The sequence below is a fragment of the Sphingopyxis lindanitolerans genome (genome assembly GCF_002993885.1).
Lineage (GTDB): Bacteria > Pseudomonadota > Alphaproteobacteria > Sphingomonadales > Sphingomonadaceae > Sphingopyxis > Sphingopyxis lindanitolerans.
In genome coordinates, this window is the sequence record NZ_CM009578.1 from 3,487,743 (window position 1) to 3,502,335 (window position 14,593).

Sequence of the window (14,593 nt, forward strand, 5' to 3'; positions counted from 1 at the left end):
GCTCTAGCGGCGATCCGCGAAAATGGACGACAGCAAGGAACTGGCATCCAGCTTCAGCGCATCGGCAATCTCGCAGAACTCGACGACATCGATGCGTCGTTCGCCGACCTCATATTTGGCGACAAAGGATTGCGGACGACCTAATTTCCCTGCCAATTGCACCTGCGTCAGTCCCGCCGCCTTGCGCGCATCGGCGAGGCCTGACTGGAGCTGGCGATGTTTGGGAGTGCGAAGCGACCGAGCCATGAAAAAACCGACAAGAGGAGGTCTTTCCTTGCGTCGGTTTTGGGATTATCCCATATTGGGATTAGAATTATTGTTGGGAGCGATGGAAATGAGCGTGACTCCGCCGGCGCGTCCCGAAGACCTAGATTTCCCGAACGCCATCACGCCCTATGATCGCGCCAATATCCTGACCTACGCGCGCGTTCTCGATGTTGCCGAGGGGCGGGACATCATCGACGGCCACGACTGGCGCGAGGCGAGCATCATCATTCTGGGATGCGACCCCGACAAGGACGAACCGGCCGCACGCCGCTGCTGGGACGCTCATGTCGCACGCGCGCGCTGGATCACCACGGAAGGGTTGCCGTTGTTCATCGCGGGCGACGGGGGACGGTGACGGCGCGGGCGTTGAATTGAAAAGGTACGACGAACTTTGTCAGGTTCGCGCCTGATGTCGGTCCTCGGAGGCTCCAGCGCGATCGCCTGAAAGCCGACGTTTGTCAGCCAAATCTCTGTTAGTTTGGTTTCTTGCTTGAGATTTTCGGTATCAAGCCACTCACATGCTACTTTGCACTAGGCTACAGACGAAACCAGTGAGGCCTTCTTGATCAGCGCGTCGAGGAGCTTGAGAAGCTTCGAAACGTCATAGCTCGCCGACAGCAACGCCTCAGGAGACTGATCATAGAAGTGGCGCTGATAGGACTCCTTGAACTCAAGAGCACCGTGCCACGCCTCAATGTCCTTTTTGAAATTGCTCCATAGAACTTGCGCGGGACCGTAGGAGGGGAGGTTGAGATCGAGATAGCACTCGATCGCGGCCGCCCGGCCGTTAATATCTGAAATGCCGACGCCTTCCGGTCCGCGTGTCGGAAAGCTTCGAAAGTCGTCTAGGTCTGGCAGAAGCATGGAGCGCATGTTGCCCGGCAGCTTGAGCGCGTTCAGCTTCCGGTAGGCGTCCACCCCTTCAGCATCGTTGTCAAAAAGGAATAGCACTTTGTTCTGTACGTCGATGCGAAGCAGACCCTCGGCGAATTTCACGAGATTGCCTGTGCCCCAGAAGTGATGCCGTTCATCTACATCGACGAAATTAAAGAAGTCCGAAACATCAGGGCGAAGGATTTCGAGCGCACGCTTGATGATACGCGCATCCGATGCGCCTTCCGTCGCGATCAGGATTTTCTGCATCCTGCGTGCGCCCGGTTCGAAATTCTCTCGGCTCGCCCAGCCTGCTACGACCAGCGGGCCAAACTCCCATTTCACCTCTGCGTCGAGATTGTCTGGATTCAGCGCAAAGACATGGAGCATGGACTCAGGACTTAGAATCGCGAGCTTAGCAGCGATAAAGCTCGATTCCGACCAGAAGCTGTCAGAGTTGTCAGTCCAAGGGAGGCGGTCGAAATCCTTATCCGCCGCGAGCCTGCCTTTCGCTTTTTCTTTATCGTGAAACTCTGTTCCGCCGCCAAGGCTTGAAAGCGGATAACGCCGAATCAGAGCGCAGTATTCTTCGAAGCTTAGGAAATCAGTTTCATCGGGCGGCTCGCCATAGGACGCAAACTCTCGTGCTTCTGCGATGATTGCCTCGTATTCAAAGCGCGCGCTTTCGATACTGGACCCGAAGAGAAAAAGGCGGGGGAGCATACGCGATAAGGGCCTGACGAAGGCGGCCTCATGCACAACCAGCTCGTCTTTTTCTTCCGGGTGCTCCTCGTAATAGTCGTAGTTGATCGCGTCCGATTTACGGCGCGTCTCATCTCCTCGCTGGAACAGATATCCGAAGTCCATGCCCATGTGGTTTTTGGCGTAGGAGATAGATACATCGCCGACCTCCAGTTCGATCGCAGTTCCCATCAGGCGGCTGGCTCCTTGCGAGGCGGGACGGCCCACTTCATCTCGCCGGTGTCAGGATCGCGCCAAGAATTGAATCCGGAGGGGTAATCATTCCCGACTATTTCGAAAATACGGGCGATCTCGCTTGTCGTGATGAAGCTGAGACGGGTTTTCTTGTCACGGTCGCTGGTGAAGAAAGCGCCGTGCCCATCATCATGTCCAGATAATACGAAGATGAAGCTGTGAACCATCTGATGCGCAACGTAGAGAAGATCACGCTGCTCGGAGCGACCAACCTCCAGATCATACAGCTCCCAGAACTCGCTGCGATTATACCAGTCAACCAGTGGCTGCCCTGTCCGCTTGGGGTAACACTTTAAGGAAACCTGCAAATCGCGGGTTTCCGGGCTGACCTTCCCNGTGGCTTCGAGCAATTTGCGAACGGTATAGAAGCCGATGAAAATCTCCCGCTCAATCCGGGCGAACTGCGCGTCCGTGATGTTCTCTTTATCCATGTACTTTCGGATGAAATTGGCACCAGTCAGGAGTGGCCTTTTCCAGTAGTAGCTTTCTGTTATCATGCCCGAACAATAGCAAGGGACTGCGCGGGTGTCAGTGGCCGCTAGCGGAACGCGATGCAGCGCCAACGAGGCGTACCAGGCGTGGCAGAAATTGAGGCGCGCGCTGCGAGTCATCGGTACTCGGGCGCAGTATGGCTAGGTCGAATGCGAGAGGAAGATAATTGCGCGGTAATCGCGGTACGAAGCAGCTTTTCCGTGCCGCGGCGCTTTTACGATGCTGTGTGCGGGCGGCGGTCGTCGGTCCGGTCGCGCATGTCGGCGAGCATTGCGCGGATACCGGGCGCGAGGTTGACCGACACTGCCGGCAGCACCGCGAGTAGCACGTTCGCAGCGTAGGATCCGGGCCGGTGATTNGGCGGTGAGCGCGGTTTCGATTTCGGGAATTGTCGCGGCGGGGAGCCGAAGCAGCGCTCGGCGCTCGTCCAAGACATGGCGCCAGTCCGACCGCACACGCGACGCGAGCGCCGCGAGAGCGACCGCCCGGTGGTGCGAGCCGTTCGCCCACTCGAGTACCCGCAAATGGGCTGTGGATCGGCGTGCAAAAAGGACCCCGTTAGCGGGGTGATCGGCGTCTAAAAGGGACCCCTCATTTCGATGGTTTAAGCAGCCGGCTGGATAATCAGGCGGCGAGATCGGGATGTTGGTTTTGGAGACAGTGGTTCGGATTCGGCGCGAGTATGCCGGTGGTAAGGCGATCAAGGCGATCGCGCGGGATTTGCATGTATCGCGGAAGGTGATCCGCAAGGCGATCCGGGCGCCGGAAGGCGCATTCGATTATCAGCGCAAGGTTCAGCCGCTGCCGCGGATCGGGCCGTTTCAGGATCGCCTGAACACACTGCTGGAAGAGAATGAGGTGCGCGGCAAGCGCGAGCGGCTGCGGATGACGCGGATCCATGATCTGTTGGAGCGCGAGGGTTTTGAGGGTTCCTACGATGCCGTGCGGCGCTACGCGGCGCGCTGGAAGGCCGATCGGCGCAAGGATGCCGGCGATGGTGTCACCGCCTTCATCCCGCTGATGTTCAAGCCCGGCGAGGCCTACCAGTTCGACTGGAGCCATGAGGATGTGGAGATCGCGGGCAAGCCGATGCGGGTGAAGGTCGCGCATATGCGACTGTGTGCATCGCGGGCAGTCTATGTCCGGGCGTATCCGCGCGAGAGCCAGGAGATGCTGTTCGACGCGCATGCGCGCGGCNTTGCTTTCTTCGGCGGGGTGCCAGGCCGCGGCATCTACGATAATATGAAGACGGCGGTGACGAGCGTGTTCACCGGCAAGGAACGGGTCTTCAACCGGCGGTTCCTGATCATGACCGCCCATTATATGATCGAGCCGACCGCCTGCTCACCTGCGGCGGGATGGGAGAAGGGGCAGGTCGAGAACCAGGTGCAGACGATCCGGGGTCGCTTCTTCCAGCCCCGGTTGCGGTTCGCCAGCCTCGAGGAGCTCAATGGCTGGCTGGAGGCCGAGTGTCGGCGCTGGGCGGAACGGCAGGCGCATCCTGAACAGGGCGAGCTGACCGTAGCGCAGGCGCTGGAGATCGAACGATCGGCACTGCAACCGATGTTGGGGCCGTTCGACGGCTTCAACGAGAGCGAGCATGCGGTGACGGGCACCTGCCTGATCAGCTTCGACCGCAACCGCTACTCGGTTCTCTCGACGATGGCGCGGCGCACGGTGCAGGTCCGTGCCTATGCCGACCGCATCATCGTGCGCTGCGGCGAAGAGGTTGTCGCCGAGCATCCTCGCACCTTCGGGCGTAACCGCACGATTTACGACCCCTGGCATTATCTGCCGGTGCTGGCCCGCAAGCCCGGCGCGCTGCGGAACGGTGCGCCCTTCCAGGACTGGGATCTGCCGCCGGCGCTGGCGCGCCTGCGCCGCAAGCTTGGTAATGGCGACGATGCCGACCGCCGGTTCGTCCGTGTGCTGTCGGCCGTGCTGATCGATGGCCTGGATCCGGTCGAAGCGGCCGTGCGCGAAGCGTTGGCGACCGGCACGGCGAGCGACGATCTGATCCTCAACATCCTGGCGCGGCACCGCGAGCCGCCGCGCCCACTTACGATCATCACCTCCGAGGATAGCGCGCTGCGCCATCCGCCGATCGCCGACTGCGCCCGTTACGACCAGCTGAGGACCTTCGATGCAGCGGCATGACATGATCGAGGCGATGCGCGGGCTTGGGCTCAAGGGCATGGCGGGCGCGTTCGATGATGCGGTCACCACCGGCCTTCAGCGTCAGCGCACCACGATGGAGATACTGACCGACCTTCTCCGAGCGGAAGCGACGCATCGCCATGCCGCGTCGATCCGATACCGGATGGCGGCCGCAAAGCTGCCGGTCGTGAAGGACATCGACGCGTTCCGGTTCGAGGGCACACCGATCAACGAGGGGCTGGTGCGTTCATTGCACAGCGGCGCGTTCCTGCCCGCTCGGCGCAATATCGTCCTGGTCGGCGGCACGGGCACCGGCAAGACCCACCTGGCCATCGCTATCGCCGCCAATGTCGTTCGCTCCGGTGCGCGCGGCCGCTACTTCAACACCGTAGATCTGGTGACCCGCCTCGAAGAGGAGGCCAGGATCGGCAAGGGCGGCACACTCACCGCCCAGCTATCCCGCCTCGATCTGATCGTGCTCGATGAGCTGGGCTATCTGCCGTTCGCCCGCTCAGGCGGCCAGTTACTGTTCCATCTGATCAGCAAGCTCTACGAGCGAACCAGCGTCATCATCACCACCAACCTCGCGTTCGGCGAATGGCCCACCGTGTTCGGCGATCCCAAGATGACCACCGCGCTCCTCGATCGCGTCACCCATCATTGCGACATCGTCGAGACCGGAAATGACAGCTGGCGCTTCAAAAACCGCAGCTGATCGCCCACGCCTACCCCCGATTAAAAGATGCTTTGCGCTGCGCGCGCCTCCGGTCGGGCTCCGCCCTCCCTACGCCGCGCGCAGCGCAAAGGCGCGTGTCCGATCAACCTTGCGCCATCTTGAAAAGGGGGTCCCTTTTGGGCTCTGACTCACTTTTGGTGCAATACAGAGGGATGATCGCGAGGTGGCATCAGCCTCGCCCGCAGCAAATCGAGCTTGGCGCGTCCATACATCTGGCGTTTGACGAGCTTCAACTTCGTGATCTGTCCTTCCGTTTGCCCGTTGGACCAGGGCTCCACGATAGCGGCCTTCACGGCATTCCAGTCGTCGCTCAAGCCATTCGCAAACGAACGAAGCGGAGTTTTCCGGGCTTCGTCGATCCATGTGGCGAGCTCGAAGTCTTTCTGTTGCCTGATGATCCGGTGGAATCGGTCGGCAAGATTTCGAACGACGACGAGCGCCGGCACGGCGGCTTCAATCGTCGCGATAAGCGTGGCTTCTGATTTCGAGAGTTGATCGCGGGCCATCGTCATAAGCCGGGCAATCACACGGGCTGATGGAATGACGCGCGACACGTTGTTCGGAGCTGCCTCGTTGCGCCTCCGCCGCGTCGCCCATTCTGCAACGACACGCAGGCTTCCGTTAAAGCCGATGATTTTGAGCCGCCGCCAGAGTTCGGCACCATTCCGGCAACCGGAACGCCATTCGGCATCGAGCGTCCCGAGCCACGGGTCGAGAGAGCTAAGCCGGGTGCGGAACATATCGGATCGTCCGCCACGAGCGACCTGGCGTACGGTCTTGCGGGCATAGCCGGTCGCGCGAACAACCGCCTTGATGGACGCCCCTTTCCCAAGCAGCGAGCGGATCGTATCATCGGCATCCTGACGCCGCTTGAAGCCTTCGTATTGAAGCCGCTCAGCGCAGGTGAGGAGTTCTGGATCGGGTTCGGCGGATTGAAGTGCCTGGCGAATGGCGCGCATAGATTTACGGACAGCGTCGAGGAACGCCTGGCTGGCATTCTCCATCAAATGCCAGCGATCGGCAATCTGCAGGGCGCCAGGCAAGGCCCGCGCGGCCGCATGGCGGTACCCGCCACCGCGATCACGCGAGATAATGCAGATCTCCGGCCGGGCCTTGAGCCACGCTTCCACGGTGGCGACGCCACGATCGGGGAGGAGGTCGATAATCTGTCGGCGCTCCAGATCACAGACGATCGTGCCATATCGCTGTCCGCGCTTCCACGCCCAGTCGTCGATGCCGATGATCGTCGGCTTCACCTGAGCGCCCTTGAAGCGCCGACGCACAGTTCGAAGCAATGTGTCCTTGCTGACCGGCATCAGAAGGCGGCGCGCCAAGCTGGCCGCCGGACGCCCACCCAGCGCCAGCCCAAGGTGATGTACGATAGAATCCAGGCGGGCCGTACGCCGGGCAAATGTTGCAGCCACATCCGGAGGAAAGCGTTCAACGAAGATACGCGTGGCGCACCGAGATGTGGCGCAACGAAAACGCCGGGCGACAAGAGTAATCCGAACCGGCCGGCCATGAGATGGTAGATCGGCGAGTGTACGGTGATATCGACTGTGGACACGCGCAGATGGGCGGCAGCAGTTCGGGCAGATCGAAACTCGAAATCGGGATCGCCCGGTGATCAGTATCTGATTGGCGGCATACTCGACCTTGTCGATCACCAATCCTATTGGCGCAATGGCTTCGCGAAAACCTCTCCCATGCATGGCGATGTCCTCCTTCGGGGAAACTCGCCACTATCAACGCACTTGCACCAAAAGTGAGTCAGAGCCCCTTTTGCGCGCCGATAGGGGGTCCCGTTTGCACGCCGATTGACAAATGGGCGACGAACAACTGCTCAAGCGTCAGCGTCTTGTGCGCCGCGAGGCGGGCGATGCTCTCGGCCGCCGCCGAACCGAGGTCGGTTGCCTCGGCGGGCGGCGTGTCGGACCATTCGGGCAGGAGATCCGCCTTGGCCACCTCGTGGACGACGCCGCGAACCATACCGAGGGAATGGGGTTGCGCGAGCCCGCCTTTCAGTGAAACCGCGCCATAGGCGAGCGCGGAATCGCGGAGCGAACTGCGAACGAGATCGTCGGCCAGCTTGTCCGCCGTCAACGTGGGCAGGGTGCCGGGAACAGCGTTCACCGGATCGGGTGGGTTCTGCTGCCAATCGCTTTCCGCGATATGCTGGATCCCCTCTACATGCGGGACGAGGAAGCGCGAAAAATCGTCGATCGACTGGCGTTCGATCCCGTAATTGAGAAGGTCGGTCCGGATCATGACGTCGTGCGCGGGATAGCGCCTGCTGTCGGCGACCCCCACCCAGTCCAGCACTTCGGCAGGCGGCACGCCTGCGCGTAGCGCAACGCGCGCTAGCATCATCCACGCGGGCGCGAGCGGGCTGAGGGGCTGCGCCGCGAGCCCCGGGTTGGGCGAGGGGTTGCTGATCGCGCCAGGAACGAAGAGCACCGGCCCGTCGTCGATGCGGATATTCTCATCCTGAGCCCGCATCCACAGGATGAGGTGGCGTGAAAGGAGGTGCAGCGCGCGCGCCGTCTCGTTCAAGGCCGGGTCGATTGCTTCGAGGCGCCCGAGCACGCTCGCCATCGCACGCACCGCGCCCGCCCGGTCGCCCGCGGCAAAGGCCGCCCAGACCGCGTCGGCTGCCAGCGCCGTCGCGAACACGTCGCTGGCCGACCGCGCCTCGCGCACCCGGCGCTCCGCCGCCTCGAACCAGCGCCGCGACTGGTCATAGAGTTCCATTTCGCCCGCGCTCATCGCGCCCTCGCGCCACACGAAGGCGGCCTCGAGCGCATCGACGTCGTCGACACGACCCGCGAGCTCTCCGGTGATCGCGACCACCTTTTGATGATCGTCGGCGCGCCACGCGATCTTCGCGCGCGAGCGCATGATCTCGAAGCTTCCCGGGAGTTTCGCCTCGGCAGCGTCGAGCGCCGCTTCGGCACCCGCCCGGTCGTTCGCATATTCGTCGAGCATCACCGACTGCGCCCGGTAGAGCCTACCCGCGAGTGCCGGTTCGTCCCATCCGGTCGCTATTTCGGCGAGGCGGGCGAACTCGGCGGCTTCGCCGATGGCATCCACGTCGTCCTTTTCGACGTCCTTCATCCACGCATTGTCGACGAACATTGAGGTTGCGGCGGCCTGCCCGCCGAGCGCCGCAAGCCAATATCGCCGCTCGCCGGAATCCAATGCGTCAAGATTGCCGAAGAGATCCGAGAGCGCGGCGCGGCCCGGCAGGTGGACGGCATGCGCCAGAAACAGGAACTGAATCGGGTCTCGGTCGAGCTCGGTCTCGAACAGATGCGCATAAGAGGCTTTTTCTTCGGCGATGGTCCGGAAACGCCGGAGGAGGGGGAACCAGTCGCGGATCTTGCCGAAGGCATAGCCGTCCATCAGCATCTTCATGAAGACGATGCCCGCGGTCGCCTCTTCGGCCTCGGGCCTGGCATCGGGCGACTTGGTCGCGGCGTCGAGGCGCTCGACCAACCGCTCCGCCGACCGGTTGACGTCGTCGGCCGATCCGATCGAGCTCAGCAGCAGGTGCTGTGCGAGCAGGAGCAGCAGCCGCTGCAACGGATATTCGTCGAGGAAGCCGAGACCCGCATCGGCGCGGCGGAACAAGGTCATCGCGCTCGCAAGCTTCGGCCGGTTTTCGTCCGTCGACGTGATCACCATCTGCACGATCATGTTCACGACGCCGCCGTTTTGCGCGAAGATCGCGTGCGCGAAGGCGAGGTCGATCAGGTCGGGCGACATTGCTGTGCGCTTCAGGAGATGCACGCAGATCGCCTCGTCGATCGCCTTCAGCTCGTCCGCAGAAAATGTCTCGCGGTCGAGCCCCGACACCAGCGGCGACGTGCGCAGGCCGCGGCTTCCGACCCGTTCGATCCAGTGGCCGGTCAGCTGGTCGAGCGAAAGGCCGATGCGTTCGAGCGCCGGCATCGCTTCGCCGACCGCGACCGCGAGCGGGCGGTCGAAGGTGCCGATGATCCGGGCGGTGCGGGCGAGAAGCGGAAGCGTGTCGCCCGTGAGTTCCGCGAGCAGGCGCCGCCGCGCCGCTTCGCGTTCGGCCTCGACGTCGCTGTTCCGCATTCCGGCCTCGGCCCATTCCTCCATCGCGGAATCGGGCCAGCCGCGCCGCTTGAGCCCCGCGATCGCCGCATCGACGAGCTGGGGATGCGTGCCGCCGACGAGCAGCGCGAACCACGCCCATTCGGCGGGATCGCCGCGATAGGCCGCGACGAGGTCGGCGGCGTCGCTCTCGTCGAACGGGGGTGCGGCGAAGACCGCCGCGTCGACCGCGCCGGTCGCGCGCGCGATGCGGTGCGACGGCGGATGGTTGCTCGTGACGAGGAGCGGCGTGTCCCGGCGCGCCAGCGTCGCCGCCAGCGCCGAGAGCTCGGATAGGATCTCGGCCTCGAGATCGGGCGACAAGTCGTCGACCACCAGCCCGACGATGTCGGGCGCGGCAAGGATATGCGCGCGCGCGGCGGCCAGCCGCTCGCGGGCCACCGGGCCCGACGCGCCGCGCAGATCGAGAACCCGCCACGCGCTGCCACGCCGCGCGGCGGCGAGTTCGGCGAGGATCGATTTGCCGAGCCCGGTCGAGCCGTGAATCCATGCGACGCCATGTTCGGCCGCAATCGCGCCGATCGCATCGACCGCCACGCTACGCGGCGCGAAGGGACCCTGCGGCGGCGCGGCCGCCCGCCAGACCCCGGTCGCGTCGAGATCGATGCCGCGCGCCGTGAGGCCGCCCGCACCGATTGCCGTGCGCGAGGGCACGCGTATGGTGATGAGGTCGAAGAGCTGCTGGATAAGGTCGCCGCGCGTGAGCCGGCGGTCCGCGCTTTCGATGACCGTGTCGAGAACGCGGACGAGAAGATGGTCTGCGGCGCGGGCCGCAAGCTCGGGCGTACCGCCGAGCTCATAGCCGAGCTCGACCAGCGCGGCGCGGTTGTCCGCCTCGACGCCCGCGATGTCGGGGGCGCCGCACACGAAACGGATCGGCGCGATCAGCGTTTCGCACAGTTCGTCGTCGCTGGCGTCGGCCAGCAGTGCGGTGATCCCTGCATGGTCCGCAAGCCGCTCCTTCAGCGCGGCGCGAAGCTCGTCCACCGGGCCGCCGCGCGCCGCGGTCGCCCAGACTTCGAGTCCTGGGGTCCCCGAAGGCAGCGGCGCACGCCGCTCCTTGCCGATCGGCGAGGTAGTCAGAAAGGCGAACCGGACCTTGCGGCCTTCATTGGCCTCGCGCAGCGACCAGAAGTTCGCGATCGCCTCGAGGACATCGGCGGAGTTTAGTGTGACGCTGCCGGACTCGCGTTTGTCTTTCACCTGCGTCGCGGCCAGCACCTCCTCGAGCGTCGCGGGATCGCGCGCGATCGCCGCATAATCCTCCGCGACCTCCAGATGCAAAGTCGCGCCGTTGGGCAGCGCGATCCATGCGGCCAGGCTCTGGTGCAGCTGATAGGCATAGCCGCGCAGCGACGCGATGGCCTGCCTCTTGCCCTCTTCGGCCGCGAGCGCCCATTCCGAGCCCCCGGCACTGATCAGCGACGAAATATTCTGCCCCATGGCGCCGCCCTAGCCGATGATCCGGGCGGCGCAAAGGCGGGGCTCCCAAGTGTTCGCCGGTCTTGCTCGGAAACAGACCCGATGGCCCACAATCGGGGCGCCTCGCCGACTCCTCCTTGTTAGGGTACTGCGATGAGGAGCGATAACGACCATCTTCAGCCCCACAAGCAGCGAGAGATCGAGTACGTCATGCGCGTCGCCGAAACCCTTACACCGAACATCTTGCAAAGCGGGAAGATATCGGGGCTGCGGGTACTGCCTGCCGCTTCAGGATGCGGGCTTGGCGGCCTCCTTCTCCGCATAATAATCTTCAACCGCCTTGGCGAAGTCCGGAAGCGCTTGGCCCAGCATGTCGTGATAGCCCAGAAACAGGCCGATCGAGCCCACAAGTCGGCCGATGATCGTTCCGCGCTGCGTTTCGCGGGACCGGCCGCCTCTCGCGAAGCTTATGATCATCTTCTCCTTGTCGATGATCCCGAACGCGCCGAACGCGCCCGACCAGTTCGGATGCGCGATCTCGCTGAGCGCGGCATAATGCTCTTCGAAATATCCCGGGATCACCTTGCTGACTTCGCGAAGCATGTCGTTGACATGTATAGCCCCGCTCAGTTCCTCCCAGAGTTTTGAGCCGGTCAGAAAACCGGTAAGTTTCTCTTCAAGGGCGGGAGAGCATCCTTGGCTGACCGCCTGGGTCACCAGCTTGTGCAGAAAGACGAGCGCTGCAGTCGTTTCCATCACCGCGCGCGTCAACAGCGCGGCCGTGACTAAATTGCCCGCCTCGAGCGCAGCCAAGGCATTCCTTCCCAGTTCTTCCGCGCGCCAGATCAGGCTTCCGCGGAGCATCTCGACCTTGCCGGGCGCCTTGTACCGCTTGTGCAGGGCAAGAAGGTCGATCGCCGTTGGCAGCTTATCCGCCAGTCGCGCGAGGTCGGCCCGCAGTTCGGTATGTTTTTTGTCTGACATTCTGCTACTCCCTGCGAACGGTTCATGGCCAAATGGAGTGGCGCTCAAGGCGTAGCACAGTCATCGGAACCAAGGCAGCCGCCGTTGCGGCAGTAGCGGGCTCAGCGAGGCGTAGACGGCTCGACAATAGGTCGCTCCTTTCAAAGGTTCTGCGCTTTCACCTTTAGCCAATCTGCCTTTTCTCGGATGGCACCAAAATCTCTTTGCAGTGGGGAGGGTGCTGAAACGATCGCGCAGGACATTTGGCTGATTGTTCCAGATTTGTCGTAAAAGAGTGTAAGCACCCGGATCTGAGATGCGTCTAGGGAGAGACAGGCGGCCTGAGCGCCGAATCTGAACTCTATTGGGTCCGGCGGGTGTCCAATCCTGCACAGCCACACTTGTAGCGGTTCCTCCGTATCCATCATGAACCGGCGTTGGGTTTTCTCGCGCAGGGTCGGTTCAAGGTCCGAAATCAAACTGGAGATTCTATCCCGGGCATCTCCGCCGAGGTCCCGAAGCGCGTTGTCCATCGCGAGCCATCCGGTCGGTTTCAGAGCATCAAGCGCGGCCAGAACCCGTGCGAGAGTGGTAGGAATTGACTGGGACGGAACCGGCTTCGCATCCCAGTCGGGACCTTCGAAGTATCGATCGACGACCTCGCAAAACGCGTCCAACGTCATCAGGTCAGCCTCGATCATCGCTTCCCGAATATCAATATCGATGCGATTGCGGGAGATATATGCGCCGAGGTGATCTACTTCGTCGAACAGCATGGCGCTCGGTATCCCGGCGACGGCTTGGCGCACCTTGAGATAGTGTAACAAATGGCCCGCCGTGGGGAGGAAACGGTTCAGGACGAAGAGATCATCGACCGACATAGAGACAAAGGGAAAGTTGCCTAGAATGGGTACCACCTCAGGCAGCTCTTTGGCCGCAGCGGAGAAGGGCGTGAAAGCCTCGATCGTTAGGCCGATCGGGAGGATGGAACGATAGTCGGCCCGCTTGAGTCTGCCGATCTCGGTGTAGACGCCATCAGCGAGCCGATAAATCGGCACCTCTGCTGCGCTGTATAGATATTCGATGAACCGTTGGCACTGACGATAAGCCTTGACCACCAAATCCTGAATTGCGCGCTCATGGGCTTTGAAGTTCGTAGCCGGTGAATGCATTGGCATCGTTCCCGCCTTTGCCTCGACTACGAGCAAGCAATCTTCCACCGCTATAAGCAGGTCGGTCTCAGCCCAGTTTCCGCTCTCGACGTCGCGATAGTATACGGATGAATGGAGGACCGCGCCGGTAAGCTGCTTCGAGAAGATGACCGGAAACGCTTCTTCCGCGATCGCCCCTTGGCGCTTGAGCCACTCGTCACGGTATGGAAGCCGCGCGCAAACTCCCCTTTGGATCGCCCTGTAGGCGGCGTCGCGAACAAACTGCGGCTCAGGCGCGTAGTACTCATCTCCAAGCTTGACTCCCGGCTTGATACGCGCGGGAAGTGTGCGCATTGGTGTCCCGCGAAACGACCCCTCTCCGAAGAATTCGGTGTTTTCACCGGGCAGGAAGCAAAGGTCTTCGAGCAACGGCTGCGTCATTTCGGTGTGCCGGCTGAGATTGCTCGTTCCGCCAAAGAGCATGTCTTTCATCAAATCGGCAGTGCTGGACATGAAAGTATCGTCGGCAACGGCCAACGCTTTCATGACTGTCTCAAGGTCGTCGCCTGTCACATCGACAAGTGCGTTGACTTGCTCGAAGCGCTGCATCATCCCCTCGGCGGCATTGCTGAATCCGGCCCGCATACTATCGGCGATGCCCTGAATCGAGGCTGCTACCTGGCCGGAATTCATCCCATAAGCCGAGCGGAGTGCAGCGTCGTGTGGACGGAGCGCATACCGAAAAAACTCTTCTTCGAGCACTTGGTAGCGATGACCTCGGATCAAGCTCCAGCTCGACTTGGCGTGAAACTGCATCTCCGCCAAGTTGGGACGCTCCGGATCACGTGATGCAGCCGAACTCGCCATGCAATACAGCATCGTGGTTTTGCTGAGCCGCTCAAAGGCTTCTAGCAATTTCGCTGCCTCCTCCTCGTTGAGCCGAGTATTCTCGGCCGGCAAGTCGGGTTCGCTGCTCCAGACGGCATGGGCGTATTCGAGCGCTAGCTGATGCTGCTGAAGGGTTTGGGAGTTGAGACGAGGGAGTTCTTCAGATTCGGAAGCCTCGTACATCAGTGCGATATGAGTTTGCCCCAACAAGTAGCCGAGTAAAGCCACCGGCGGCTGTGAAGCGATCAGCTCGCGGATTTCTTCAGCGATCTCTTCCATTTGCGATTGAAGCACAGTTGCGTGAGCTGCGAGCTTCTCGCTAGGGTCGGCTGCGTCCATAGCCAGCATATCGGCGAGGTTGGCATTTCCCGTGTCATCGTCGCCCATGATTTTCTTCCATCCCCCAATTGGTGAGACAATAACTAGTAACTACGCATCCACCAAGCACACCCGCCTCCAACTTTCCCTCAACTCGAAGGCTTTGCGGCGTGCTTGGCTGTGGGCTAGA

The 14,593-nt window shown here is 62.1% G+C and carries 9 protein-coding genes; 3 read left to right on the forward strand and 6 right to left on the reverse strand.

The features are described from left to right. Positions 1–3: 3 nt before the first annotated feature. The gene (locus CVO77_RS16570; protein ID WP_105999997.1) at positions 4–246 is read right to left on the reverse strand and encodes a helix-turn-helix domain-containing protein; all 243 of its coding nucleotides are present in this window, start codon (positions 244–246) and stop codon (positions 4–6) included. A gap of 88 nt (positions 247–334) precedes the next feature. On the opposite strand from CVO77_RS16570, the gene CVO77_RS16575 reads away from it, so the two are divergent. After that, the gene (locus CVO77_RS16575) at positions 335–622 is read left to right on the forward strand and encodes a DUF2285 domain-containing protein (protein WP_106000904.1); all 288 of its coding nucleotides are present in this window, start codon (positions 335–337) and stop codon (positions 620–622) included. 176 nt (positions 623–798) lie between these two features. On the opposite strand, the gene CVO77_RS16580 is transcribed toward CVO77_RS16575, so the two are convergent. Beyond that, positions 799–2,073: a HEPN/Toprim-associated domain-containing protein gene (locus CVO77_RS16580; protein WP_105999998.1), complete on the reverse strand. Its 1,275-nt coding sequence runs from the start codon at positions 2,071–2,073 to the stop codon at positions 799–801. A 1,197-nt stretch (positions 2,074–3,270) separates the two neighbouring features. On the opposite strand from CVO77_RS16580, the gene istA reads away from it, so the two are divergent. Together istA and istB are read left to right on the forward strand one after the other, a co-directional pair. Continuing rightward, positions 3,271–4,785, forward strand: coding sequence for an IS21 family transposase (gene istA / locus CVO77_RS16590; RefSeq protein WP_106000000.1), 1,515 nt, complete (start codon positions 3,271–3,273; stop codon positions 4,783–4,785). After that, positions 4,772–5,500 carry an IS21-like element helper ATPase IstB gene (gene istB / locus CVO77_RS16595; RefSeq protein ID WP_106000001.1) on the forward strand — a complete coding sequence of 243 codons (729 nt, stop codon included), beginning with the start codon at positions 4,772–4,774 and terminating at the stop codon, positions 5,498–5,500. The genes istA and istB overlap by 14 nt, the downstream gene beginning before the upstream one ends. 149 nt (positions 5,501–5,649) lie before the next feature. Here the strand turns inward: istB and CVO77_RS16600 are convergent, their stop codons facing one another. The 4 genes from CVO77_RS16600 to CVO77_RS16615 form a co-directional block, all read right to left on the reverse strand. Continuing rightward, the gene (locus CVO77_RS16600) at positions 5,650–7,233 is read right to left on the reverse strand and encodes an ISL3 family transposase (RefSeq protein WP_105998671.1); all 1,584 of its coding nucleotides are present in this window, start codon (positions 7,231–7,233) and stop codon (positions 5,650–5,652) included. 58 nt (positions 7,234–7,291) lie between these two features. Further along, the gene (locus tag CVO77_RS16605) at positions 7,292–11,104 is read right to left on the reverse strand and encodes a hypothetical protein (RefSeq protein WP_106000002.1); all 3,813 of its coding nucleotides are present in this window, start codon (positions 11,102–11,104) and stop codon (positions 7,292–7,294) included. A 267-nt stretch (positions 11,105–11,371) separates the two neighbouring features. Further along, entirely contained in the window at positions 11,372–12,115 is a 744-nt protein-coding gene (locus CVO77_RS16610; RefSeq protein ID WP_146130891.1) for a hypothetical protein, read from the reverse strand. A 92-nt stretch (positions 12,116–12,207) separates the two neighbouring features. Then, positions 12,208–14,472, reverse strand: a complete 2,265-nt coding sequence (locus CVO77_RS16615; RefSeq protein WP_106000004.1) for a hypothetical protein — start codon at positions 14,470–14,472, stop codon at positions 12,208–12,210. Between the last annotated feature and the right edge of the window lie 121 nt (positions 14,473–14,593).